General features: G+C 42.2%; 18 protein-coding genes. 9 read left to right on the top strand and 9 right to left on the bottom strand.

Annotated features, from left to right (window positions below; genetic code table 11):
• Window positions 1-177: 177 nt before the first annotated feature.
• The gene (locus VM932_RS10300) at window positions 178-1,206 is read right to left on the bottom strand and encodes a GntR family transcriptional regulator (protein ID WP_326278725.1); all 1,029 of its coding nucleotides are present in this window, start codon (window positions 1,204-1,206) and stop codon (window positions 178-180) included.
• A gap of 99 nt (window positions 1,207-1,305) precedes the next feature.
• Between VM932_RS10300 and VM932_RS10295 the strand changes: the two genes are divergently transcribed.
• From VM932_RS10295 to VM932_RS10275, 5 genes are all read left to right on the top strand, one after another.
• On the top strand, window positions 1,306-3,405 hold the full coding sequence (locus VM932_RS10295; protein WP_326278724.1) for a bifunctional aldolase/short-chain dehydrogenase: 2,100 nt from the start codon (window positions 1,306-1,308) through the stop codon (window positions 3,403-3,405).
• Between the two features lie 79 nt (window positions 3,406-3,484).
• The gene (locus VM932_RS10290) at window positions 3,485-4,765 is read left to right on the top strand and encodes a sugar isomerase (protein WP_326278723.1); all 1,281 of its coding nucleotides are present in this window, start codon (window positions 3,485-3,487) and stop codon (window positions 4,763-4,765) included.
• 10 nt (window positions 4,766-4,775) lie between these two features.
• A complete protein-coding gene (locus VM932_RS10285) occupies window positions 4,776-6,149 on the top strand; it encodes an FGGY-family carbohydrate kinase (protein WP_326278722.1) in 1,374 nt (457 codons plus the stop codon).
• A gap of 1 nt (window position 6,150) precedes the next feature.
• A complete protein-coding gene (locus VM932_RS10280) occupies window positions 6,151-7,296 on the top strand; it encodes an alpha-hydroxy acid oxidase (RefSeq protein ID WP_326278721.1) in 1,146 nt (381 codons plus the stop codon).
• Window positions 7,297-7,337: 41 nt separating this feature from the next.
• Window positions 7,338-8,747, top strand: coding sequence for a purine-cytosine permease family protein (locus VM932_RS10275; protein WP_326278720.1), 1,410 nt, complete (start codon window positions 7,338-7,340; stop codon window positions 8,745-8,747).
• A 203-nt stretch (window positions 8,748-8,950) separates the two neighbouring features.
• Here VM932_RS10275 and VM932_RS10270 read toward each other — a convergent pair whose 3' ends face one another.
• The 4 genes from VM932_RS10270 to VM932_RS10255 all read right to left on the bottom strand — a co-directional run bounded on the left by VM932_RS10270 (window position 8,951) and on the right by VM932_RS10255 (window position 15,292).
• The gene (locus VM932_RS10270) at window positions 8,951-10,378 is read right to left on the bottom strand and encodes a TolC family protein (RefSeq protein ID WP_326278719.1); all 1,428 of its coding nucleotides are present in this window, start codon (window positions 10,376-10,378) and stop codon (window positions 8,951-8,953) included.
• Complete coding sequence (locus tag VM932_RS10265) at window positions 10,368-13,640, bottom strand: efflux RND transporter permease subunit (protein ID WP_326278718.1); 3,273 nt, start codon at window positions 13,638-13,640, stop codon at window positions 10,368-10,370. Before VM932_RS10265 ends, VM932_RS10270 begins: the two co-directional genes overlap by 11 nt.
• Before the next feature lie 20 nt (window positions 13,641-13,660).
• Window positions 13,661-14,743, bottom strand: a complete 1,083-nt coding sequence (locus VM932_RS10260) for an efflux RND transporter periplasmic adaptor subunit (protein WP_326278717.1) — start codon at window positions 14,741-14,743, stop codon at window positions 13,661-13,663.
• 147 nt (window positions 14,744-14,890) lie between these two features.
• Window positions 14,891-15,292, bottom strand: coding sequence for a hypothetical protein (locus VM932_RS10255; RefSeq protein WP_326278716.1), 402 nt, complete (start codon window positions 15,290-15,292; stop codon window positions 14,891-14,893).
• A 775-nt stretch (window positions 15,293-16,067) separates the two neighbouring features.
• Here VM932_RS10255 and VM932_RS10250 point away from each other — a divergent pair.
• Window positions 16,068-17,609: a Fic family protein gene (locus VM932_RS10250; RefSeq protein WP_326278715.1), complete on the top strand. Its 1,542-nt coding sequence runs from the start codon at window positions 16,068-16,070 to the stop codon at window positions 17,607-17,609.
• 657 nt (window positions 17,610-18,266) lie between these two features.
• On the opposite strand, the gene VM932_RS10245 is transcribed toward VM932_RS10250, so the two are convergent.
• A complete protein-coding gene (locus VM932_RS10245) occupies window positions 18,267-18,545 on the bottom strand; it encodes a type II secretion system F family protein (RefSeq protein WP_326278714.1) in 279 nt (92 codons plus the stop codon).
• A gap of 143 nt (window positions 18,546-18,688) precedes the next feature.
• Here VM932_RS10245 and VM932_RS10240 point away from each other — a divergent pair, with 143 nt between their 5' ends.
• Entirely contained in the window at window positions 18,689-19,447 is a 759-nt protein-coding gene (locus tag VM932_RS10240; RefSeq protein ID WP_326278713.1) for a metallophosphoesterase, read from the top strand.
• Window positions 19,448-19,581: 134 nt separating this feature from the next.
• Here the strand turns inward: VM932_RS10240 and VM932_RS10235 are convergent, their stop codons facing one another.
• The 3 genes from VM932_RS10235 to VM932_RS10225 all read right to left on the bottom strand — a co-directional run bounded on the left by VM932_RS10235 (window position 19,582) and on the right by VM932_RS10225 (window position 22,421).
• On the bottom strand, window positions 19,582-20,484 hold the full coding sequence (locus VM932_RS10235; RefSeq protein ID WP_326278712.1) for a nucleotidyl transferase AbiEii/AbiGii toxin family protein: 903 nt from the start codon (window positions 20,482-20,484) through the stop codon (window positions 19,582-19,584).
• Window positions 20,484-21,251 (bottom strand): type IV toxin-antitoxin system AbiEi family antitoxin, encoded by a 768-nt coding sequence (locus VM932_RS10230; RefSeq protein WP_326278711.1) that lies wholly within the window; start codon window positions 21,249-21,251, stop codon window positions 20,484-20,486. The genes VM932_RS10235 and VM932_RS10230 overlap by 1 nt, the downstream gene beginning before the upstream one ends.
• 288 nt (window positions 21,252-21,539) lie before the next feature.
• Window positions 21,540-22,421 (bottom strand): 3-keto-disaccharide hydrolase, encoded by an 882-nt coding sequence (locus VM932_RS10225; protein WP_326278710.1) that lies wholly within the window; start codon window positions 22,419-22,421, stop codon window positions 21,540-21,542.
• 112 nt (window positions 22,422-22,533) lie between these two features.
• On the opposite strand from VM932_RS10225, the gene VM932_RS10220 reads away from it, so the two are divergent.
• Both VM932_RS10220 and VM932_RS10215 read left to right on the top strand, forming a co-directional pair.
• Window positions 22,534-23,046 (top strand): AraC family ligand binding domain-containing protein, encoded by a 513-nt coding sequence (locus VM932_RS10220; protein ID WP_326278709.1) that lies wholly within the window; start codon window positions 22,534-22,536, stop codon window positions 23,044-23,046.
• Window positions 23,047-23,648: 602 nt separating this feature from the next.
• Window positions 23,649-23,978: an ArsR/SmtB family transcription factor gene (locus tag VM932_RS10215; RefSeq protein WP_326278708.1), complete on the top strand. Its 330-nt coding sequence runs from the start codon at window positions 23,649-23,651 to the stop codon at window positions 23,976-23,978.
• Window positions 23,979-24,021 lie beyond the last annotated feature (43 nt).

The following is a 24,021-nucleotide window of genomic DNA, read 5'->3' as shown; positions in this document are numbered from 1 at the left end:
ATTTGTGCAATCGACCTAAGGTTTTTGTATCTGAGTTTGGCCGAAATAAATCCTCAATTACCTGTAAGGCAACTGATTCTCCACAAGGTTAAGATATTGTCAGGGGAAAACTATTCCGTTCTGTACTGTTCTGATACGGAATGGTTTTAAGATATAGTAAGAAGTAAAAATTATAGACTACAAAGAACTTCTCTGTATCACATGGAAAGGATTGTCCATATAACTGGGCTGGTTCTTCAAAATGATTTCCGCGGCTTTTTTTCCTAAATTTTCAAAATCAGTGGATATTACCGTAATGCCGTCCAAAAGCACCTCTTTCAATGGAGTTTCATTATAGGATATAATACCTACATCCTTTCCGAGAACATATTGGGTTTGTTTGATTTTTTTGATCAAAACAACCAAATCATCTTCTTTTAGGTTAATGTAAGCCGTATCCTTTTCTATTTCGCTCGATTCTATCTCTTCGATGATACCAAACTCATAGGCGAACTGTCCGCAAAACTTGATAAAGCCTTTTTTGATCTCAATAGGGTGATAGGTCTTCTTTCGGAGCAACAACTTGATCTGATGATATTTTCTAAGTTTTGGGTTCAACTTTATCAATGCTTTGTATATATCCGTTTCAAAATCCTGGTAAATGGAAGACACCTCATTGGATAGCCCATCCAACCGTTTGTCCAGCACAATCAGTTTTTCCAATGGAATTTCCTTCTTTACAAAGTCCAGCACATCATCTCCCCCCTCTTCAAAATGAGGGATAATTACATAATGGGTGTAGGTGTAGGAACGTTTTTTTGAATCCAATATCAGCTCCTTAAAATGTCGGTAATTGTTTTCATAGATAAAGAAATCTATGGTGGCACTATCGCCCAAAGTGCGGGCAAATGCATCGTAAATAATTTTTTTATGCGAACTCAATTTATTGAATAACAGAAAAACTTTGGCCTTTAATGCCAGTTCATCCTTCTTCACGTAGTACCCCTTGCCCGGCACCGATTCAATAATTTTATTTTTTTTCAAGTGATCATAAGCCCTGACCACGGTATCCCTGGAAATATCGAACTCGATCAACAACTCGTTTACTGAGGGCAACCGATCGTCCAGTTTTATTTTACCATTTTCTATGGCGGCCAAAATGGAATCCACAATTTGCTTATACTTAGGCACTTTAGATTCCTCTTTTATATCGATCAATTCCAACATTTTACTAACTTTTAGGACCGGTTTGCTTAACAGTACAGAACACTTATTAAAAATTGGGTAAGTACATTTACCGACAACAATAATAAAAAAAATAACCTGATGGGGATTAAGACTTTTAAACACGTGGATTATTTATGGGACGAAAAAAAGGCGTTGGAGCTTGGTGATGACCAAGTGGCCCTTTTCCTGTACCGATCCAATATTTTAGGCTCCGATTTAAGGATCACGAACTACGGAGGGGGCAATACCAGTTGTAAAACCATAGAAAAAGACCCGTTGACTAACGAAGATGTTGAAGTTATGTGGATCAAGGGTTCTGGAGGTGATATTGGAACCCTTACCCGTTCAGGGATTGCAGGTCTTTACACGGAGCGTCTAAGAAACCTGAAAAAAGTCTACAAAGGATTGCATGATGAGGACAGAATGGTCGGCCTCTTCAACCACTGTATTTACGATTTAGATAGTCGTGCTCCTTCCATTGATACTCCATTGCACGGTTTACTGCCCTTTAAACATATTGACCACCTTCACCCAGATGCCTTAATTGCTGTTGCGGCAGCAAAGGACAGTGAAAAAGTTACCAAAGAAATTTGGGGAAACACCATGGGTTGGGTGCCATGGCAAAGGCCGGGATTTGACCTTGGGCTTCAATTGGAAAAGTGCCTTAGTGAAAACCCTGGGATACGTGGTATCGTATTGGGAAGCCATGGATTGTTTACCTGGGGCGACACTTCTTATGAATGTTACATCAATAGTCTGGAAGTCATTGAAATGGCATCAGAATTTATTGAGAAAAAAATAAAAGAGCAGGGCGAAGTTTTTGGCGGACAAAAGGTGGAATCATTGCCGGCAGATGACAGAAAAGAAAAAGCGGCCCGGTTGATGCCTCTCCTTCGCGGATTGTGTTCTTCCGAAAATCGCATGATCGGCCATTTTACAGATGCCGATGTGGTAATGGAATACATCAACAGCAACGATCTGGAGAAATTGGCCCCCATGGGAACTTCGTGTCCAGACCACTTCTTGCGCACCAAGATCCAACCCTTGGTATTGACATTGGATCTAAAAGAAGATGTATCCAATGCTGATGAAGTTTTGAAAAAACTGGAACCCGCATTTGAACAATATAGACAGGAATACGCAGCCTATTACGAAAATTGCAAACACGACAACAGCCCGGCAATGCGTGATCCCAACCCGGTCATTATCATTTATCCCGGTGTTGGAATGTTCAGTTTCTCCAAAAACAAACAAACCACCCGTGTGGCAAGCGAATTTTACATCAATGCCATTAATGTAATGCGTGGAGCAGAGGCCATTTCAGCTTATACCTCCTTGCCAAGGCAAGAAGCATTTAATATTGAATACTGGTTGCTCGAAGAGGCCAAACTACAGCGTATGCCCAAAGAAAAACCCTTATCCAGAAAAGTGGCACTGGTCACCGGTGCAGGCGGAGGGATAGGAAAGGCGATTGCTGACAAGCTTGCTGAACACGGAGCAAATGTAGTATTGACCGATATAGCAGAGGAACGACTTAAAGAAGCGTTGGAAACCTATCCAAGGGATGTTGCCAGTTACGCAATTTGTGACGTCACAAGTACCGATTCCATAAGCAAAGCTTATATGAATGCCTGCTTGGAATTTGGCGGTGTGGATTTGGTAATACACAGTGCCGGGCTGGCCATTTCAAAACCTTTGGAAGAAACCACGACCAAAGACTGGGACCTGCTCCAAAATGTATTGGTCAAAGGGCAGTTCGAGCTCTTTAAGCAAGGAGTTGCCATTATGGACAAACAAGACCTTGGTGGCGACATCATTAGCATCGCCAGTAAAAATGGATTGGTCTCGGGACCGAACAATGTCGGATATGGAACTGCAAAAGCCGCACAACAGCACATGGTACGTCTATTGGCTGCAGAGCTTGGGAGCAAGGGAATCCGCGTAAACACCGTTAATCCAGATGGTGTAATCGTAGGAAGCAAGATTTGGGAAGGGGATTGGGCCGAAGGTCGTGCGAAAGCGCATGGCATAAAAGTGGAAGACCTTCCCGCTCATTATGCCAAAAGAAATCTGCTCAACAAAATTATATATCCGGAAGATATTGCCAACGGCGTGTTCGCCTTTGTCGGTCTGCTGGATAAGAGTACTGGAAACATTATCAACGTGGATGGTGGCATGGCCAATGCATTTACAAGATAGGTTTTTAGTTTAGTTATTTACTATTCAAGTTTCCGCAGGTCAAGTTTTGGCCTGCGGTTTTTAAAGATTATTACACCCTATGATTTTAGATAAAGAACAAATAAACTCCGAAAACCAAAGCAATTTTGACAAGCATAATCAAAGCTTTGATTTTTTGGCCAATAGCTTAACAAACAAAGGGTACGATGTTGAAGGTCTACTAAAAAAGATATGTGACTTCCAAGTCGCCATACCCAGTTGGGCCTTGGGCGCAGGGGGAACACGATTCGGGAGGTTCTCCTACCATGGAGAACCAGGTACATTGGAGCAAAAAATAGAGGATGTCGGATTGATCCATTCCTTGACACAATCCGCAGGGGCCATTTCACTTCATATTCCATGGGACGTTCCAGAAGATGTCCAAAAAATCAAGGCGTTGGCCAAGTCCCTTGGACTCAAATTCGATGCTATGAACTCCAACACCTTTCAAAATCAGCACGATCAAGAACATTCCTATAAATTCGGTTCGCTTTGCAGTACCGATGAAAAGGCACGGCAACAAGCTGTTCAGCACAATATTGATGTCATCCGCTTGGGAGAGAAACTAGGTTCCAAAAGCCTAACGGTATGGTTGGCGGATGGTTCCAGTTTTCCTGGACAGAACAATTTCCAGACTGTACTTAAAAATACACAGGATAGCTTACAGATAATCTACAAGACCCTACCCGAAGATTGGAAGCTTTTTATTGAATACAAACCTTATGAACCCAATTTTTATAGCACGGTGATCCAGGATTGGGGCACCTCCTTTATGTTGGCCAACGAATGTGGACCAAAAGCCTATACCTTAGTGGATTTGGGGCACCATTTGCCCAACACCAACATAGAACAGATTGTTGCCACTCTTATGATGAAAGGTAAATTGGGTGGTTTTCATTTTAACGACAGTAAATATGGGGATGATGACCTTACTGTAGGAAGCATCAAACCATATACATTGTTTTTGATTTTCAACGAACTGGTCCACGGCATGGAGAACAATCCGCAAAACCCTTACCCAGCCTGGATGATCGATGCCAGTCATAATCTAAAAGATCCCTTGGAGGATTTGATGCAATCGCTGGAAGCCATCCGATCTTCGTATACGAAAGCACTTTTAATAGATCAAAAGGCCCTTCGTGAAGCGCAAAATAAGCACGATGTGACCTTGTGCCAAGAAATTTTACAGGATGCTTACCTGACCGATGTAAGACCATTATTGGAACGTGCCAGGATTTCCAAGGGAGGAGCTTTGCACCCCTTGGACACGTACCGACATTTAAATATCCGCAAAAAATTAGTGGAGCAAAGGGGTAAACATTCAATGGCTACGGGACTATAATACAAATACTATGGCAACAGAGGTAATTGCGGTTTTCGATATTGGAAAGACCAATAAAAAGTTCTTCCTTTTTGATTTGGATTTCAAGGAGGTGCATCGCGATTATACCTATTTACAACCCATCAAAGATGAGGATGGTCATCCTACAGAAAACCTCACCGAACTTCAAAACTGGATAAAGAACAGCTTTCATGATATTCTAAAATCCAAAGATTACAAAGTAAAAGCGGTCAATTTTTCATCTTACGGAGCTAGCTTGGTTCACTTGGACGACATGGGCAACGTGATTACTCCATTGTACAATTACACCAAGCCCATTTCGGAAGAAGTCATTGCTAAATTCTACGGAGAATACGGGCCCGAGATTGAATTCTGCAGGGAAACCGGAACAACCAGAGAGGGGATGCTTAACTCTGGAATACAACTCTACTGGCTTAAAAAGGAAAAACCGGAAGTTTTCTCGAACATCAAGTATTCGCTGCACCTACCGCAATATCTAAGCTATTTGTTTACGGGAATCCCCGTTAGTGAATACACCAGCATTGGTTGCCATACCGCCCTCTGGAACTACGAAAAACAGGATTACCACAACTGGGTCTACCAAGAGGAAATACATAAGGTATTGCCTTCCATTGTGGATACGGGAACCAGCATCAACACCAATCTTCTGGGACATCAAATAAAAGTCGGAGTTGGTATTCACGATAGTTCTTCGGCGCTTTTACCCTACATCCGAAGTATTGACAAAAAATTCCTGTTGCTTTCTACAGGAACATGGAGTATAGCGCTGAACCCTTTTTCCAAAGAGCTTTTGACAGATAAAGACACAAGTTCCAATTGCATCAACTATATGCGCATCAATGGGGAATCTGTGAAAGCCGCTCGTTTGTTCCTGGGGAATGAGTACGACGAAAAAATTAAGGAACTGGCCAAACTTTTCAATGTGTCCGAAGACCACCACGAGTCCGTAGGTTTTAATCCTGAGTTGTATCAAAAACTAAAGTGCAATTTCACCCACACGTTTAAATGGACAAGTATTGATGTGAAATTGCCAAATACCCTCACCCCCATGAATTTCGACTCTTATGAAGAAGCCTACCACCAATTGATGATGGAATTGGTGGAATTGCAAGTGGACCGTATAAAAAGAGCTATTGGTAATGATGAAATCAACCAATTGTACATTGATGGTGGCTTTGCCAATAATGAAATTTTTGTGGAATTGCTGGCCCATGGTTTTGATAACATGAAGGTGAAGACCACCGATGCATCTTTAGGTTCAGCACTCGGAGCGGCCATTGTCATTTCCAACGTGGAATTGGACCAAAAGTTCCTCAAAAATAACTACGCCTTAAAAAAGCACAGACCCTTATTTACCAATTGATATGGACCAAAGTTTTGATACCCGTTATCCTTCCGTTGATGATCTGAGGGAGAAAGCAAAAAAAAGAATCCCGCGATTTGCCTTTGAATATTTGGATGGCGGTTGCAACGAAGACATCAATATTCAAAGGAACACTTCCGAAATAAGGGACATCACCCTAAAACCAACTTACATCAAGGATTTTAAGGGTTCCAGTATAAAAACAACATTGTTTGGAGAAGAATACGATGCGCCATTTGGTGTCGCACCTGTAGGTCTTCAAGGGCTGATGTGGCCCAACTCCCCCGAAATTCTGGCCAAAGCGGCCAACAAGCACAATGTGCCCTTTATTTTGAGCACGGTGACCACCATGAACATAGAACGAGCAAGCGAACTTACCGAAGGTAAAGCCTGGTTTCAACTTTATAATCCAGTGGAAGATACTGTAAGAAATGATATTTTGGATAGGGCGGCCGCTGCAGGCTGCCCTGTTTTGGTACTGCTGTGCGATGTGCCCACTTTTGGATACCGACCAAGGGATTTTAAAAACGGCTTGGCCTTGCCCCCAAAAATGGCAATGGCGAACATCCTGCAAATTTTGGGCAAACCAAATTGGGCATTTCAAACCCTAAAACACGGTATTCCAACTTTTGAAACCCTAAAACCATACACCCCGGAAGGTCTCAACCTAAAGCAACTGGGCAAGTTCATGGACAAAACCTTTTCGGGGCGTTTGAACGAGGAACGCATCAAACCGATCCGTGATAAATGGAAAGGAAAGTTAGTCCTGAAAGGTGTGGCATCCGAAGAAGATACCGAACAGGCCATTAGACTGGGATTCGATGGCATCATTGTTTCCAATCACGGAGGTAGACAATTGGATGCGGGGGAATCCACCATTGCTCCATTGACCCGTATTGCTGAAAAATACAAAGATCAAATCACCATTATGATGGACAGTGGTATGCGCTCTGGTCCAGATATGGCACGTTCCCTCGCACGGGGAGCCGAATTTACCTTTATGGGGCGCTCCTTTATGTACGGTACCGCTGCCATGGGCAATAAGGGAGGAGATCATACCATGACCATCCTTAAAGTACAGTTACAACAAATCATGGACCAATTGTGCTGCGAGAACATCCAAGACTTGCACAAGCACTTGATCTAACAAACCGGCACACTAAAATTTAACGATACAAACCTAACTACATGAGCCAATACAATATTGACGAAGAAATTGAGGAAATAGCAGGTGGCGAATTCGAAAGAGAACCCGTGCCCCAATCCAAATTAAAAAGTTGGAAAAGTTTTTTGGGCATGTACGCCGGAGAACATGCGGCAGGTACGGAATTTGTTATTGGCCCACTTTTTTTGACCACGGGAGTCAGTGCCTTTGATTTGATCATCGGGCTTCTTTTGGGAAACCTTTTGGCAGTGTTGAGCTGGCGTTTTCTTACGGCTGAAATTGCCGTCAAGTACAGGCTTACGCTGTATTATCAATTGGAAAAAATAGTGGGCAAAAAATTGGTCATAGGCTATAATCTCGCCAATGGTATTTTGTTTTGTTTCCTGGCCGGGGCCATGATTACCGTATCGGCTACAGCAGTCGGTATTCCCTTTAATATGGAAATGCCCAAATTGACCGATACCATGCCCAATGGAATTACTTGGGTGATCATCGTATTGGCTATCGGAGCTGTTATCTCCTTGATTGCAGCAAAGGGTTATGAGACCGTTTCCAAAGCAGCCAACTATATGTCACCGATAATTGTTCTGGCATTTTTAGCGAGTGGAATTGTTGCACTTCGCGACCTTGATGTAAACAGTTTCTCCGATTTTTGGAACATTTGGGGAGAAGGCGGCGAATCTTTTCCTGGACAGATCAAGTATACGTTTTGGCATGTGATGATCTGGTCTTGGTTCGCCAATGCCGCTATGCACGTAGGGATGTCCGATCTCTCCGTGTTCCGATTCGCCAAAAAGGCCAGTGCTGGATGGACCACGGCCGCAGGAATGTACGTGGGCCACTATATGGCTTGGATTGCGGCTGCCTTGCTTTATGCGGTGTACCTAAAATCACCTGAGGCACAAGCAGCTTTGTCCGGTGGAAGTGCCCCCAATGTTGCTCCAGGTCCGCTAGCTTACAACGCATTGGGAATATTCGGTGCCATTGCCGTGGTTTTGGCTGGTTGGACAACGGCCAACCCCACCATCTACCGTGCAGGATTGGCGTTTCAAGCCATTATTCCAAAAACCTCAACATTTTGGGTAACCATTATTGCCGGTAGTGTGGCCACCTTGGCGGGATTATTCCCCGCTTTTGCCATGAAGCTATTGGATTTTGTGGCATTGTACGGTTTCATTTTGGCACCTATGGGAGCTATTATCGTATTTGAGCATTTTTATGGTAAAAAGGCCAATATCATATTGGATTATGCGGAAAAAAAGAACGTGACATTCAACCGAGCGGTGTTTTGGTCATGGGCCATCAGTTTTGGGATGTGCTATTTTGTCTCGGTCACATTTGATATATTCCTTTCATTTATGACATTGCCCGCATGGTTACTGTGTGGCTTGTTATATCTATTAATGGCGAAAAAAGGGTCGGCACAAAACTGAAAAACAGTTTTGCAACAGCAAAAAATGATCCGTTGTTTTTTAGTGTATCAGGACGTATTTTACCTTAATGGTATATTAAAGAATTCTATGAAAACTTTTAGACCAAAAAGAACGGAAAGCCATTCTTTTAAATTTTAGAATGGCCTTCGCTTTATTGAGAACCGATAGTTAAGTAGGTTGCCAATATTAATGAATTGGAGGTTTTAATTCCAGCCACCGCCTAAGGCGCGGTACATATTTACCTGGGCCAACAACTGATCTTTTTTGGTCTCAACAAGCTCCATGCGGGATTCCAAGGCCTCTCGTTGTGCCAAAAGCACTTCGATATATTCCACCCTTGCGGATTGGAACAAGCGAGTAGATAGGTCTATGGATTCCGTCAATGCCTGTACTTGACCATCCTTTAATTCATAGCTCTTTTTTAAGTTATTGATGTTGAACAACTGGTTGGCCACTTCGATGTAAGCATTCAAAATGGCCTTTTCATATTCATAAACCGCTTGCAACTGTCGGTCCGTAGCATTCTTATATTGTGCCTTAATGGCATTCCTGTTAATCAATGGAGCCACCATATCACCAATAGCTGAATACAAAACAGATTCTGGCGTGGTCGTCAGGTATTTGGTATCGAACGCTTCCAGTCCCAGACCTGCTTTTATCGTAAACTGTGGATAAAAATTGGCTTTGGCCGCTTTCGAATCCAACTTGGCCGCTTGCAATTCAAATTCAGCGCTGCGCACATCGGGACGGTTCTGTAACAATTGCGAAGGTATTCCTGCGTAAATCGTATCAATCGGTGTATCGATAAAATTATCGGATGCCCGTTGAATATGTTGAGGCGTTCTACCAATCAAAAAGTTCAATCGGTTCTCCATCTCCACGATTTCCTGTTGGATTTCGTATTTATGGCTTTGGTTTTTCAAAACTTCCGCCTGAAAACGCTTTACCGCCAATTCCGTGGCACGGGCAGCCTGCTTTTGCAGTTTCACCATACGCAACGCATTCTGCTGAATCTCCAAGTTTTGATCTATGATGGCCATTTGATTGTCCAAGGCCATTAATTCGTAATACGAATCGGCAATTTCCGCTACCAAATTGGTCACCATAAAGTTTTTGCCCTCCACGCTGGACAGGTATTCAAAGACCGCTGCTTTCTTCTCGTTACGGAGCTTCTTCCATACATCGAGTTCCCAAGTGGCGAAGGCCCCGACCATATAATTGGTCAGGGGTTCGGGGAACTCTTCGCCTTCCTTCACCTCAAGGTTCTTTTCTACAGCACCGTTACGGGTATATTCTCCAACTTTTTCAACTTCTGCACCTGCTTGGATGTTCACAAAGGGCAAATACTCTCCTTTTTTGGCCTGAATCCTGTTTTGGGCCATATCCACTTGCTGTAACATAATGTTTAGCTCTTGGTTTTTGACCAAGGCAGTATCGATCAATGCAATGAGGTTGGGGTCTTTAAAAAACTCCTTCCATTCCACCAATCCGGTATTTATGGTATCTGTGGATTGATTCTGATAGTTCTCCGGAACAGCAACGTTCTCTTCCCTGACCTCACGGGTGGGCACACAGGAATACAGGACTACCGTCGCTATCATTCCAATTAAAAGTGATTTTCTATGCTTCATTTTGGTTGCCTTTTTTATTATTATTTCCATTTTTTGAAGTCGTCATTTTTTTCAAACGCTGATTCATCAAGCGCAGTCGGGCCTTCAATTTGAAAACCGTGTCATTGCGATGGAAAAACTCTTCCGACATCGGTTCATCGTGCTGATCTTTGATAAGACTTTTGCCATCCGCCATTTTTGCAAATATGTAATATAGACCAGGAATCAATAGAACTCCGAAAATAGTTCCTATAATCATACCGCCCATCGCCGAACCGCCAATGGTCTTGTTCCCAATGGCCCCTGCACCAGTAGCAATCACCAAAGGAATCAATCCGGCGATAAAGGCAAAGGAAGTCATCAAGATCGGTCGGAAACGCTGTCTGGCACCTTCAATGGCGGCATCAAGTATCGTGGAACCTTCCCGACGTTTTTGTACGGCAAATTCCACAATCAAAACGGCATTTTTGCCCAGTAGTCCCACCAGCATAATAATACCGATCTGGGCATACACATCGTTGGCCAGTCCCATCGCTTTCAAAAGGAAAAAGGAACCGAAAATACCAACAGGAAGCGATAGAATCACTGCCAAGGGCAGCAAGAAACTCTCATATTGCGCAGCAAGTACCAAGTACACGAAAATCAGAACCACGATAAAAATGTAAAGCGACTCATTTCCGCGCTGTGCCTCATCATAGGACAAACCTTCCCATGCAATATCATAACCTCTGGGCAAGGTTTGTTCCGCAACCTCCTCAATGGCCTTGATGGCGTCACCACTAGTAAAGCCAGAGGCGGGCAAACCACGTATGGCCGCAGAATTGTACAAATTGTATCGGGTAATTTCGTTGGGACCCAACTTTTTCTCCATGGTCATAAAAGCGGAATAGGCTACCATTTCACCCTCTTCGCTCTTTACAAAGAGTTTTTCAAGGTCAGATGGCATACCTCGGTATTCCGGGGCGGCTTGGGTATAAACTTTAAAAAATCGACCAAAACGGATAAATCCTTGCTCGTAGGTACTACCAATAAGAATGTTCAGGTTTTCCATCGCTCTTCCTATGGAAACGCCTTTCTGCATCGCTGCTTTATTATTGATTTTCAACTCATACTGCGGATAATTTGCAGCAAAGAAAGTGAACAGCCCTGTCAGCTCTTCGCGTTCACGAAGCGCATCCATAAATTCATTGTTGATACGTTCAAATTCGTGATAATCGGTTCCATCGGTCTTGTCCAACAAACGCATGGAGAAACCACCTGATGAACCAAACCCGGGTACCGCTGGCGGCTCAAAGTATTCAATTACCGCTCCAAGGTCTTTGGATTCTTCTTCCAGTTCTTCCATGATCTCGTGGACGGAATGTTCTCGCTCCGACCATGGTTTTAGGTTGATGAGACAAGTACCCGCATTGGAACCGCGCCCTTCGGTCATGATCTCATATCCCGCCAAAGAAGAAACAGATTCCACACCTTCGGTCTCCTCACAGAGTGCTTGAAGCTTTCTGGCCACCTCATTGGTCCGTTCCAATGTAGCACCTGGAGGTGTTTGGATAATAGCGTAAATCATTCCTTGATCTTCATTGGGTATAAATCCTGCTGGAAGTGTTTGATTGGTAAAGAAAATTCCAGCACAGAAAGCTATCAATGCCCCAAAAGTGACCACTCTCCGGTTTACAATCTTGCTTAAGACACCAATATATCTACCAGTGAGTTTTTCAAATTTTCTATTAAACCAATCTATAAAGCGATTTATAGGTGATTTTCTTCTGGGTTTCCCGTGGTTGTTCTTCAGCATCATGGCGCATAGCACGGGTGTGAGGGTAAGTGCCACCAAGGCGGAAATAATAATAGATCCCGCCATTGTGATGGAAAACTGTCTATAGAACACCCCAACGGGACCAGTCATAAAGGAAATTGGAATGAATACGGACACCATCACCATAGTAATGGCAATAATAGCACCCCCAATTTCTCCCAATACTTCGTAAGAGGCTTTATATGGCGTCAGGTTTTCCTTTTCCATCTTCATATGGACGGCCTCTACTACAACAATCGCATCATCCACCACAATACCGATGGCCAAAACCAAAGCAAATAGAGTAATCAGGTTAATGGAGAGTCCAAAAAGCTGCATCACAAAAAATGCCCCGATGAGCGATACCGGTACAGCAATAATCGGAATCAAAGTGGAACGCCAGTCACCCAAAAAGAGGAACACCACTACCGCAACTAGGATAAAGGCATCACGTAAAGTATGCAGTACTTGTTCAATGGAGGCATCCAAGAAGTTGGATACGTCGTAACTGATTTTATAATCAATTCCCGGAGGCAATTCTTCTTCAAGCTCGGAAAGCTTGTCTTTTACTGCATCAATCACATCACTTCCATTACTGCCAAAGGTCTGCTTTAACACAATGGATGCGGATGGGTCGCCATCGAGATTGGAGTAAATATCAAAAAACTCACTTCCAAGTTCCACATCGGCGACATCTCCGAGTTTCAGCAACTCCCCTTCTCCATTGGCTTTAATAATAATGTCCTTGTACTGCTCGGGCTCATTATATCTATCTTGATATACCAATACGTATTCAAGGGACTGTGCCCGTTTCCCGGAGCTACGCCCCAATCGACCCGGTCGAGCCAGAATACTTTGCTCCTCCATAGCCGTGAGAATTTCTTCCGCAGATACCTCGTAGGCTCGCATTCTATCGGGTTTTAACCAAACACGCATCGCAAACTTGCGGCTACCCAGAATTTGGGCGCTGGCTATTCCGTTGATACGTTGTATTTCAGGAATAACCTTGGTATACGCATAATTGTACAGGAACTTTTCGTCATTGTTTTTGGCATCGCTATACAGGTTCACGTACATCAACATACTGGGCTGTACGGGGGTAATGATCACCCCTTCGCGCTGCACCAGTTCCGGTAACAAGGGCATTACTTGATCTACCCGTGTTTTTACTCTAACTACGGCTTGATTAGGGTCGGTTCCCGGTTCAAAAATCACTCTAAGGGTTCCTTCCCCAGCACTGGTGGCATCGGACGCTATGTACCGCATACCCTGTACCCCATTAATGGATGTTTCCAAAGGAATTAGGGTTGATTTCACCAAAACATCAGCACTCGAACCCGGATAAGCTATAAAAATATTTACCGTGGTGGGTGCTATTTGTGGGAACTGCGAAATGGGCAGTTGTTTTATGGCCAACAGTCCCGTAAACACAATTATGACCGAAATCACAATGGCCAATACCGGCCTATGTATAAATTTTTTAAACATTGCTTAAGATTATGGGATTGTTACTCAGAATACAACTCTAGGTGAGATAGTATGGATTCAGGTTTCTCGAACTCGTAATGAATCTTTTCCCCGTTCCGAACCATACGGATACCTTCCAAGAGCACTTTATCGCTTAATGTAAGTCCTTTTTCCACCACAAAGAGATGAGGCAGCTCTGCACTTACAACTATTTCCCGCTGTTGTACGGTATCATTCTTATCGAGTACAAACACAAATTTTTTGTCCAATACCTCAAAAGTTGCTTTTTGAGGGATAAGCATGGCGTTGTCCAGGGGCACTTTCATCAAAATGCTTCCTGTCTCGCCATGTCTCAAAATACCATCGGGATTGGAAAAGGTTGCCCTAAAGGCAATGTTACCCGTTTCGTGGTTGAATTCTCCTCCGATGGTCTCCACGACCCCCGACTGGTTGAACTTTTTGTTGTTGGCCATTAACAGTTCAACGACCTGTTTTTCGTTCTTTTTGGAACTGGTTATGTAATCTAGGTATTCAGCTTCTGGCACATTAAAGTACACCCACATCTTGGAGTTATCGGATAGAGTCGTTAAAAGTTCACCTTCGTCCAAAAGACTACCTTCCCTCGCTTCCAAGTGGTCCATTATTCCATCGAACGGTGCACGGATATCGGTAAAGCCTAAATGGGTCTCGGCCAAACTAACTTCTGCTTTGGCTCTATCAAACTCTGCTTTGGCCATGGCAAGTTCGTTGGCGGAAACTACATTGCCATCTGCCAATAGTTTGGTGTTCTTGTATTCTATTTCGGCCACTTCTGCCTCTGCATTGGCCTTTTGCAGGTCAGCTTGGTAGACATTGGGCATAATATGGAACATTTGCTGCCCCTTTTTTACATGTTGTCCTTCATCCACATAAATGTGCTGTAGGTATCCTTTTTCCAAGGCCCTTAGCTCAATATGCCTAATGGAATGGATTTGACACACATAGTCCTTGGTAATTGAAGTATCTTTTTGAATGGGGCTGGACACGAGATATTTGGTTTCTTCCTTGTTCTCATGTTTTTTGGAATCGCAGCTTGTGCAGCAGATTACTACAAACAAGCCGATGAAGATCGAAAATCTCCTCATAGTTTTATTGGTTTAAAAATTGATTTAGAAATGGTCAAGGGAAGTCCGAATCCACATAAAGGGACCTACCCTTGGTTAATGATTATTACCCAAAGGGTTGTAGGGGTTTTCGCGACAAGCGGCTGCTTCGAACGCAAAAGGAAAATTCTAAATTCGGAATACCTGAAACCTAACGTGCTTCTTTATTGATGAAGCGGACTTGGGTATAGAAAACCCACGATTTGTGTTAGATTCCAAAAACAATTGCCCCCAAGAGGCGGCAAAAAAATGGGCAGTTAAAAAACTGCCATACGCTGAGGAAAAATTATGTGATGTTGCTTCTTCCTCGCGCTCTTCTTGTTCTTCAATGTCGATTTCTACACAATGTCTTTTTTCAAGACCTAATTGTAATGCATTGAATACAGCAGAGGAATGTTGGCCTTCTACATTTTGAAGATAGCAAGCATTATCCGTAACCGGTGTTTCTTGCAAATTTGCTTGCAAGTTGATGAATCCTCCCAGCAAAACAATGCACAGAGGAAACAAATATTTTGCAAAAGCCTTTTTCATTTGGGGAACAAAACTAGGTTACGTTATCATTACACACAAATATTTTATTGAAAATAGCGCTGTAACAAGTTTTCAAGTTATATTTTATGATTCCTTTAAGGATTTACAATAGTTTTAAAGTTTGGGGTGCCTTTAGTTCTTTGCACTTTCTTAATTCTTCGAATATTTCGTGAAACCAATCTGCTAACCTATCTCCCTCTGACATTTTGGGAGGAAACAAAAATTTTATTTGATAGAGTAGGATGTTCTATTCTCGTAAGCTTATATCTATTGCAATAATAAACCGAAGCATTATCCTTAGAAAAATCATTCTGTGGCTCTGGTGGACTATCCATTTCATCCACATAGATTCTAAAATCCAACCCGCTTTTATAGTTTTTCAAAAACCTTATTAAGCTATCTTTCTGTGGTTTTGTCAGGAAATTGTATTGTTTGACACCATTTTTTTTCAACCAATAGTTGGCGATATGGATGTTTACAATGCCTGTTTCATCACTAATTCTATAGAAGTTAATTTTAGGGAATTTGGACATCAGCATATCCGCCCACCTAAATTTTGGCATTAACACACCTTGCAACCCTTTTGGAATATCCTTGTTTTGCAGCCAATAACATCGTTGCCTAATTTGTTACAAAAAGATGCACTTGGCATAAAAGACATGATGGCTAAAGAATGTAACCATAATTCACGAGACAAGTATAAAAACAATCATTATTCATGGAAAGTAATCGTTTTTCATATTATGTTTGTAATTGAATTTCATAAAAATCAATTGTGAGTAATCATTTTTCACGAAAAGTAACCGTTTTTCATGGTCGAACCCTACCGGAAGAAGGTTTCTTGGCCGGTTATTCCCTGTTGATTTCAGAAATAAAAAGCAAGCTCGGTATAATGGTCCCCTTGCCTGATACTTTATCCATTGCAACGGAAAAACACCAACGCTACAATACAAACCAATGGCAGGTATTTACCATTAGGTACAAACCTAAGGATGACCTCAAAAGTCATTTGGCCTTTGCGCTAAAATATGAACCTTTGGATCTCTACATCCTGAAAAAATTCTTCGAACTTACCGGGGAAGTGATCATATTAAAAATGTTGGAAGAGGAGCCCACTGGACAATACACCAGAAGGGCCTGGTTTTTATATGAATGGTTGACGGGGAAGACGCTTGAAGTACCTGGTCTAAAAACAGGTAATTATGTGGAAGTTGTTGATTCTTCTCTACAATTTACCGGTCCATCTGAAAATTCCACCCGGCACAGGGTCAAAAACAATTTGCCCGGGGTTCCCGGTTTCTGTCCCATGATACGAAAGACAGAGAAACTGGAACAGTATATTAAAAAAAATCTGTCGGATGCCGTTGAAAAGGGTTTGGGAAAAAGGGACAAGGACCTGATACGGAGAACCGCTGCTTTTTTATTGCTCAAGGATTCCAAAGCATCCTTCGCCATTGAAGGGGAGTACCCTCCGAACATGCGGGCAAGGAACTGGGGGAAGGCCATAGGCCAATCCGGAAAAGTGCCCCTTACTGTTGAAGAGATTGAAAGGCTACAGCACATTGTGATTGGAAGCAAAAAACTAAAGTATATGGGCATACGCAAAGGGGAAGGCTTTATCGGGGAACACGATAGGGACACACTGGCTCCCATGCCCGACCATATATCGGCCAGTGCCAAAGACTTACCTTTACTGATGCAAGGATTGCTGGAGACCAATGCCCTTTTACAACAGGGGCAATATAACCCTGTTTTGGCTGCGGCCACGATAGCTTTCGGTTTTGTATTTATCCACCCCTTATCCGATGGCAATGGAAGGATCCACCGGTATATCATACACCATTTGCTCACGCGGATGGGCTACACCAAAAGGGGGATGATTTTTCCCGTATCCTCCGCCATTTTGGAAAGGATAGATGCATATCAGGATGTTTTGGAGCATTTTTCTTCCCCAAGGGTTGATTTGGTCCAATGGGAGGAAGCACCGGACCACAATGTTAAGATCCTTAATGAGACCATAGATCTGTACCAATATTTTGATTTGACCAGGCAAGCGGAATTCCTATACGAGTGTGTGGAAGAAACCATTGAAAGGATCATACCAGAAGAATTGGACTACCTTGAAAAATATGACCGACTGACCCAATTTATCAATGCCCGCGTAACCTTGCCTGATACAAAAGTGGATTTGTTAATCAAATTCCTTGACCAGAACAACGGCAAATTGTCAAAGAAAAAAAGGGACAAGGAATTTGAGGAATTGACCCATAATGAAGTACTTGAAATAGAGGATGCGTTCCAAAATATTTTTATGTAAACCTTTCAATTCGCCTTTGGTGCAATTGCAAACAAGCACATTTTGACCCTTTATAATTTATGGGAATAAAAAAAGAGTCCGGTTTCCCGAACCCTTTTAATATTATCCATCCTGAGGACTAACCCCTTCAGATCTTCAAAAGTCGATTTGTGGACACTGAGGTCGGAATATCTTCCCTCAAATCTGATACGGGCGTAAATGGGAATCCGTCCATCCTTTTTTTTGGCTGATTTTTTTAGCCAAAAAACTGATAATGAATGAATTAGAGCTGTTCATGTGTTTTCGCTTTAAGTGGAACAATCCGTTGAGCGAAAGTCAAATCACACGAAAATCATATCGGGAAGTACAAGTTAATGAATTTACCCCGACAAAAATAGGACATCCTCACCCTTGATTTCAGACCAAAACAAAAAAAGCCATAAAATATTAATTTTCTGGCTTTCAATTTATTATGGTTTTCATTGTTGCCAATAAAACCATGGTTGTCGGGGTGGCAGACTTAGCAATAACCCCACAAAACACTGTTATTCAATTATTTATATGCATTTATCAAATTTTGCACACCTGATTGCACAACAACACCAAAAAAGAGCTTTTGAAATAAGATTTGCGCTCATTTCATAATATAAAATTATAAAAAGAATCAATAGGAATTTATTAACCTCCAAGAACACTACTCAACCTGAACATCGGCAAATATATGGATACCAATATGACCCCTACAAAAAAACCGATCAACACAATGATCACAGGTTCCATTATAGTGGACAACATTTTGGACTTTTGCTGCAGTTCGATGACATATTGCTCGTTCAATTTTCTAAAAATATACTCGGTCTGATTGGTCTCCTCGGCCACTTTTACCAATGAGATGTACACTTCATTTTCATGATAAACCAATTGGTGAAGGGTAAGCTGCAGGTTTAACTTTGGCAAAAAGTTCTGTTTTTGCCAAAGTTTAATACTTTTGGACAGAGAGGCTATGGGATAGTGATTCTCCGACTTGATTCCCTGCTTTGATAAAGTTCTAAGCCCTTTGGGGAATATTATTTTCCGAACTTTGCCGAACAAAAAGTAATATGGCGACCATCCAATACATATCGGACCTTCATTTGGAATTTCCTGAGAACAAATACTTTATTCAGGACAATCCCATCCAACCTCAAACGGATACCCTGGTCATGGCAGGGGACATTGTGTTGTTTTCCACATTGGGTAAATTTGATTGGTTTTTCGATGACCTATCCCGCAAGTTCCAACAAGTATATTGGATTCCAGGAAACCATGAATATTATGGGTCGGATATTAGACATAGGACGGGCTCCTTTAAAGAAAGGATAAGGGATAACATCTTTTTGGTGAACAATCAAACCATCGAAGTCCAGGAGGTGGAATTGATTTTTACCACGCTTTGGACCCAACTCTCCGATAAAAACCAAGGACATATCACCGGAATGCTTTCTGATTTCAGGGCCATCCATAACAATGGGGAATTGCTGTCCCCTTCCGATTATAATGCCCTACATCAAGAAAGCCTCTTCTTTTTGGAGCAAAACCTGAATAAGAGTTCCAAAAAAAAGGTGGTGGTCACCCACCATGTCCCCACTTTTTACCAGTATCCCAAAAAATACCAAGGTGATCCCTTGAACGAGGCTTTTGCCGTGGAACTGGACGACCTGATGAAAAGATGTTGCCCAAATTATTGGATCTATGGGCACCACCATTCCAATATAGCCCCTTTCCAAATGGGAGACACCACGCTTGTGACCAACCAATTGGGCTATGTACGGATGGGTGAACACCTTCAATTTTCCTTCGATGCCATAATTGAACTTTAAGAACACTATTGTATCAATTACATGGCTGTACTTGTTCACATACTTAGTGAATCAGATGGCTACATCCATCTTTGTAAATTTTATCAACTGGAACCCCTTCTTGTTATACATAAAAAGAAAAACAGATTTCTATCCTAATACAAAACCTTCTTCAGGGCTTCAATCAATTCATTGTATTTGGTAGGATTGGCCTCTTTTAACTTTTTCAGGTTCTCCAATTTCCATTTAACGGCAGGAAATTCTTCAAAATCATAGATTTCCCAATTGGGTTCAAGACCTATTACACTCATTAAAAATGTTTTGTCTTCTTCGGTTAGGCTCTCGTTTACTGTCTTTATAAGTTCAACCCGTGTCTTTTCAAAATCTTCGTAAGAAAAAGGAACAGCACTCATTCCGTCAAAATGGTTTTCCATAGCATGGCGCTGGTCCGTAAGATTTGGGTTCAATATCTCATATAAAGGTCTGTTGCTGCTCAAAAGACAAAGGATAAAGCCTTCCTTTATCCCTTTGGTAAATCCCTCATGCTCCATCAACAGTTTAATATCGAACAAGTCCCTTGGATGCTGTCTGTCCAAAGCGGCACATATCTTACCTCCATAAAGTTGGGACAGTGAAACCACAGTAATGGCGGCAAATGCATTAAATTCATCCTGTGCCCTTTGACAGAGCATCATTTCTTTTGGAGTTTCCAAAACGCCCCTATTGGCCTGATTGACCTCCAATTTTATCTGGGCAGAAGGGGTTGAGATCAAAAGCTTCAGTATTTTTTCATCAAGGGTTATGTGTACCTTGGGTACAATGGACGCTATATTTGCCTTTATACGTTTTAACGCTGCTATAATTTTTGACAACGAGGTGGCCCTGTCCTCGATAGGCATATAGGTGATGTCCAAGTCCACGGAGAGTCTGGGCATTTCCCTTACAAAAAGATTGATTGCCGTACCACCATGCAATGCAAAATCTGCTTCCTTGGCCACTTCGGGCAATACCTGTAACAAAAGTGCTACCTGTATTTTATAAACTTCCTTTATTTCCATTAATCCTCCAGTTCTTTAGGTACCGTTATCCTATATTTGGAATTATACACCCCACCTTCCCTGGCGAAGGCACGTTTACCACTCCCAAGATGTACCTGTTCGGTATCAACATAGTCAAACCAACGATGATTGGCCTTTTCTGCCATATAAAGGAACAACCGTTTCACTTTTATGGATGTGCACTTTTCCAGTAAAAGTTGGACCTGTTTGGGCCTGAGATTGTTCATTCCCTCCATGACTTCATAACATTCCAATAAGGAATGGACCCTCGGGGTCAAATAAAGACATTCCAATAGGGCCCTTTCCGGATTGGCCACTTTTAAGGTAAACGTTTTGTGAGGTATCGATGTCAATCCTATATCGTAAGGAAGAAAAGAGGTGTGTATCGGGGTTATCCTGTACCCCCAGTCATGATTCAAAAACCAGGACGGAAGCGTACTATTGTTCCCGCAAAACAAAAACAACTGTTGTACATTCAAATCCAAGTAATGGGCCCTGCCCTGCAAGGCCAAAGCGGTCTTTCCTCCCAGATGCACTGGCACCCCACCTTGCTGCTGCAAGGTATATAAAGCTCCCTCGTAACCCACTTTATCCCCGGTTCTGATCATTGCGCCGGAACCTATAGAGGTCAACCAGTTACTGCTCTTGTACCTCCGTAAAAGGTCATGGCTATACCCATGTTCCACAAGCCATGAAGACAGAAATACCGTCCCTGACGGCTGTGATTGCAAGAGTTGGTTTATTTTTATTCTATTTTTAGTACTCATAGTACTAATTTAGTATTTTTTTTAAACCAAGACAAAGAATAGTTTGTTTTAATTGATATTTTGGTACTTATAGTACTAAAAAAAGTATGTTTTTAAACTATTCTGAATATACTGTGAATACTATACGGAAGGTCCAGCCTCCAGCTTTCTTCACGGCTCTGCTTGTAAATGTCCAAGAACTGTCGTTTGGTATGATTGGACTTGCAACATAAAAATGATCAATAGGGGAAATGTCATTGATAGCAAACCCCAAGACAAGTTTGACTTATTTTGTATGCTCAGGTTTGTTTATTCAAAAAACCCCTGATAGGCCTTGGGCATGGATTGGAGTTGTTTGATTTGAATATCGCGATAAAACACCTCTGCGGCTTCGCTTTGCAATTGGATCCTGCCCTTTACCATATCCACGGCCTCCCCATCGGTTCGGGTATAGCGGGAGTTCTTAAGCACCATCACGACATGTCCGTTGACAATATGCAGGCTTTTCCCTCCATAACTAATCAGTTCCAATGTGGTCCACTCATCGGCCGGACTTTCAAAGTTTGCCGAACGAAGGCAAAATCCATCACTCCCTTCCTTGAAGCTCCGAAAGGGCTGGGTCTCATCTGCCACACTTGACATCAGGCTGCCTTCAGATGGAAAGGAACGAATATCTATGGCCGAGTTGGCTTGCCGCCAAAAATCACCCATATGCCCTTCCATTACCTGGAATTCTTGGGAGAGCATCCACGATCGCCAATATTCCACTCCAGCCTCGCCAATGGAATGGTACAGTATTCCGGAGTCTCGCAACTTATCCTGTCTAGGTTCGTATTTCTTATCCCCCCACTTTACCTGAAGTTTCAGATGGTAATTTTCATAGGACTTCCGGGTGAACAAACACCCATAAATTTCCCCACTTACCTTTAATACGGGGCCGTTCGGCTCCTTCAATACGGAAAATACGTGAGTACTGTCCCTATTATAACCAATTGGGGGAATGGGTTTGCCCAAGGCATCCATTGGTATATTTCCATCATAGTCGGCTTTATGCCTATAGCTCAAATAGGTTTCCCATTGCGTTAAATCCTCATCCAATAATGGAACCCACTCCTTGCTTTCCTGCACTGAAAACTGTAAAGTTATTAGGGCTACGGCCACTATAGCTGCAACATATATTTTTTTGTTCATACTATCCCATTGAAATTATTATCAAAACGAAAAACAAAACTAAGTGCCTTCGTAGCCATTACACTTGTACTTTTCCAATATTAATACGTACTTTTCCATTTCATTTCATGCTATGAGGCGATACACTTTGAACTCCCCCTTCAATATCTATCATTTTGAAGCCTCCCATTGGGAACATCCCCTCCACAACCATACCTATTTTGAAATCATATTTATCTTAAAGGGGAACGGAAAACATCAGATCAATGGAAATGTCGTCGATTATGGTGAAGGGGATGTATTTCTACTGGGGCCGGAAGACTTCCACCATTTTGAAATCGATAAATTGACCGAATTCTGTTTTATCCGTTTTAATGACTATTTCCGTAAAAGACAAACTGCCGAAGGGGACAGTTCTTGGGGTAACACCCTGAAAACCTTGCTGCACACCGCTTCACGCAGCCGGGGCTCCATTGTGGGCGAACACAGGGAAAAGGAAAAGCTGCACCATCTTTTACATGTACTGGAGCAAGAGTACCAGTCCAGCGAATCGCCTTATTTTGAAACGCTCAGGGACAGCTTGATGCGGAGCATCCTGACCATTTTGGCTCGCAACCTATTCGTGCAGTCCAATAAACGCAGTTGACCATACAAAACAAGGCGTGTTTTTATTCAACTACTTCTATGCAGATGATTTGAAGCAGAATATAAAAATCTGGGAGTGTACTGCGGGTTGGTTTCAACAAGAAACAGGCCTAAACAACTCAACTCTTCTTCTACCAAAAAATCTTGAAGAGTCACAATATAAAATTATCAATCACTGCCGTTGGGATAGTCTTTTGGACATTTTGCCTTCCCTGATTTTTAAAAAATCCTTTAAGGAATATGTACTTGAAAATTTCTATAGAAATAATGTAGCAGCCATGCCCATATTGTATAAACGTATATAAGGTTATGGAATTTAATAATTTGCTTAGCGACTTAAAAAGAAGAGTCGGAACCAATCATCCAGAAAAACAACGGGATAATTAAATGTGCCAACTTTTCCGTGATGCCCCGATTCTCTAGTGATGACCAATACCTAAATATAGGAGCAGGTCATCATGTAAGGTATAGCTCAAATTTTCCGTTTTTAGGAGCCTCCACCATACGGCCCAACCACGCAATTCTAAGTTCAAAAAGTTTTACCCGTTAAAAATTTGCGCAACTAAATAACTGCATATATATTTGCAGTTAAATAACTGCGCAATGAAATTAAGAAGAGACGTTTTTCAGGCCATCTCCGACCCAACAAGGCGAACTATTATCACCTTGGTGGCCGCCAGTGCAATGACACCAAGCGCCATTGCTGAAAACTTTGACTATTCCAGACAGACCATTTCAAAACACATTCAAATTCTAACGGAATGTGACCTATTGAAACAAGAGCAAAAAGGAAGGGAAATCTACTACCAATTAAATCCAAAGGGGATGAAGCAAATAGCTGATTTTATAGAACCCTTTAGGAAAATGTGGGAGGACCGATTTAACACCTTGGAGGCTGTAATGAAATCCAATATGCACGAACACAAGAAATAAAATGAGCAAGAAGTGAATAAAAAACAGCAATCAAACACTAACT

The organism is Flagellimonas halotolerans (assembly GCF_035818535.1).
Classification (GTDB): Bacteria; Bacteroidota; Bacteroidia; order Flavobacteriales; family Flavobacteriaceae; genus Flagellimonas; species Flagellimonas halotolerans.
The sequence above is the reverse complement of the archived record's forward strand: the minus strand, read 5'-3'. Positions and strand labels throughout refer to the sequence as shown.

Excerpts from the sequence above, each read along its gene's own strand:
- VM932_RS10300 (WP_326278725.1), bottom strand. The coding sequence starts at position 1,206 with ATGTTGGAATTGATCGATATAAAAGAGGAATCTAAAGTGCCTAAGTAT.
- VM932_RS10295 (WP_326278724.1), top strand. The coding sequence starts at position 1,306 with ATGGGGATTAAGACTTTTAAACACGTGGATTATTTATGGGACGAAAAA.
- VM932_RS10290 (WP_326278723.1), top strand. The coding sequence starts at position 3,485 with ATGATTTTAGATAAAGAACAAATAAACTCCGAAAACCAAAGCAATTTT.
- VM932_RS10285 (WP_326278722.1), top strand. The coding sequence starts at position 4,776 with ATGGCAACAGAGGTAATTGCGGTTTTCGATATTGGAAAGACCAATAAA.
- VM932_RS10280 (WP_326278721.1), top strand. The coding sequence starts at position 6,151 with ATGGACCAAAGTTTTGATACCCGTTATCCTTCCGTTGATGATCTGAGG.
- VM932_RS10275 (WP_326278720.1), top strand. The coding sequence starts at position 7,338 with ATGAGCCAATACAATATTGACGAAGAAATTGAGGAAATAGCAGGTGGC.
- VM932_RS10270 (WP_326278719.1), bottom strand. The coding sequence starts at position 10,378 with ATGAAGCATAGAAAATCACTTTTAATTGGAATGATAGCGACGGTAGTC.
- VM932_RS10265 (WP_326278718.1), bottom strand. The coding sequence starts at position 13,640 with ATGTTTAAAAAATTTATACATAGGCCGGTATTGGCCATTGTGATTTCG.
- VM932_RS10260 (WP_326278717.1), bottom strand. The coding sequence starts at position 14,743 with ATGAGGAGATTTTCGATCTTCATCGGCTTGTTTGTAGTAATCTGCTGC.
- VM932_RS10255 (WP_326278716.1), bottom strand. The coding sequence starts at position 15,292 with ATGAAAAAGGCTTTTGCAAAATATTTGTTTCCTCTGTGCATTGTTTTG.
- VM932_RS10240 (WP_326278713.1), top strand. The coding sequence starts at position 18,689 with ATGGCGACCATCCAATACATATCGGACCTTCATTTGGAATTTCCTGAG.
- VM932_RS10235 (WP_326278712.1), bottom strand. The coding sequence starts at position 20,484 with ATGGAAATAAAGGAAGTTTATAAAATACAGGTAGCACTTTTGTTACAG.
- VM932_RS10230 (WP_326278711.1), bottom strand. The coding sequence starts at position 21,251 with ATGAGTACTAAAAATAGAATAAAAATAAACCAACTCTTGCAATCACAG.
- VM932_RS10225 (WP_326278710.1), bottom strand. The coding sequence starts at position 22,421 with ATGAACAAAAAAATATATGTTGCAGCTATAGTGGCCGTAGCCCTAATA.
- VM932_RS10220 (WP_326278709.1), top strand. The coding sequence starts at position 22,534 with ATGAGGCGATACACTTTGAACTCCCCCTTCAATATCTATCATTTTGAA.
- VM932_RS10215 (WP_326278708.1), top strand. The coding sequence starts at position 23,649 with ATGAAATTAAGAAGAGACGTTTTTCAGGCCATCTCCGACCCAACAAGG.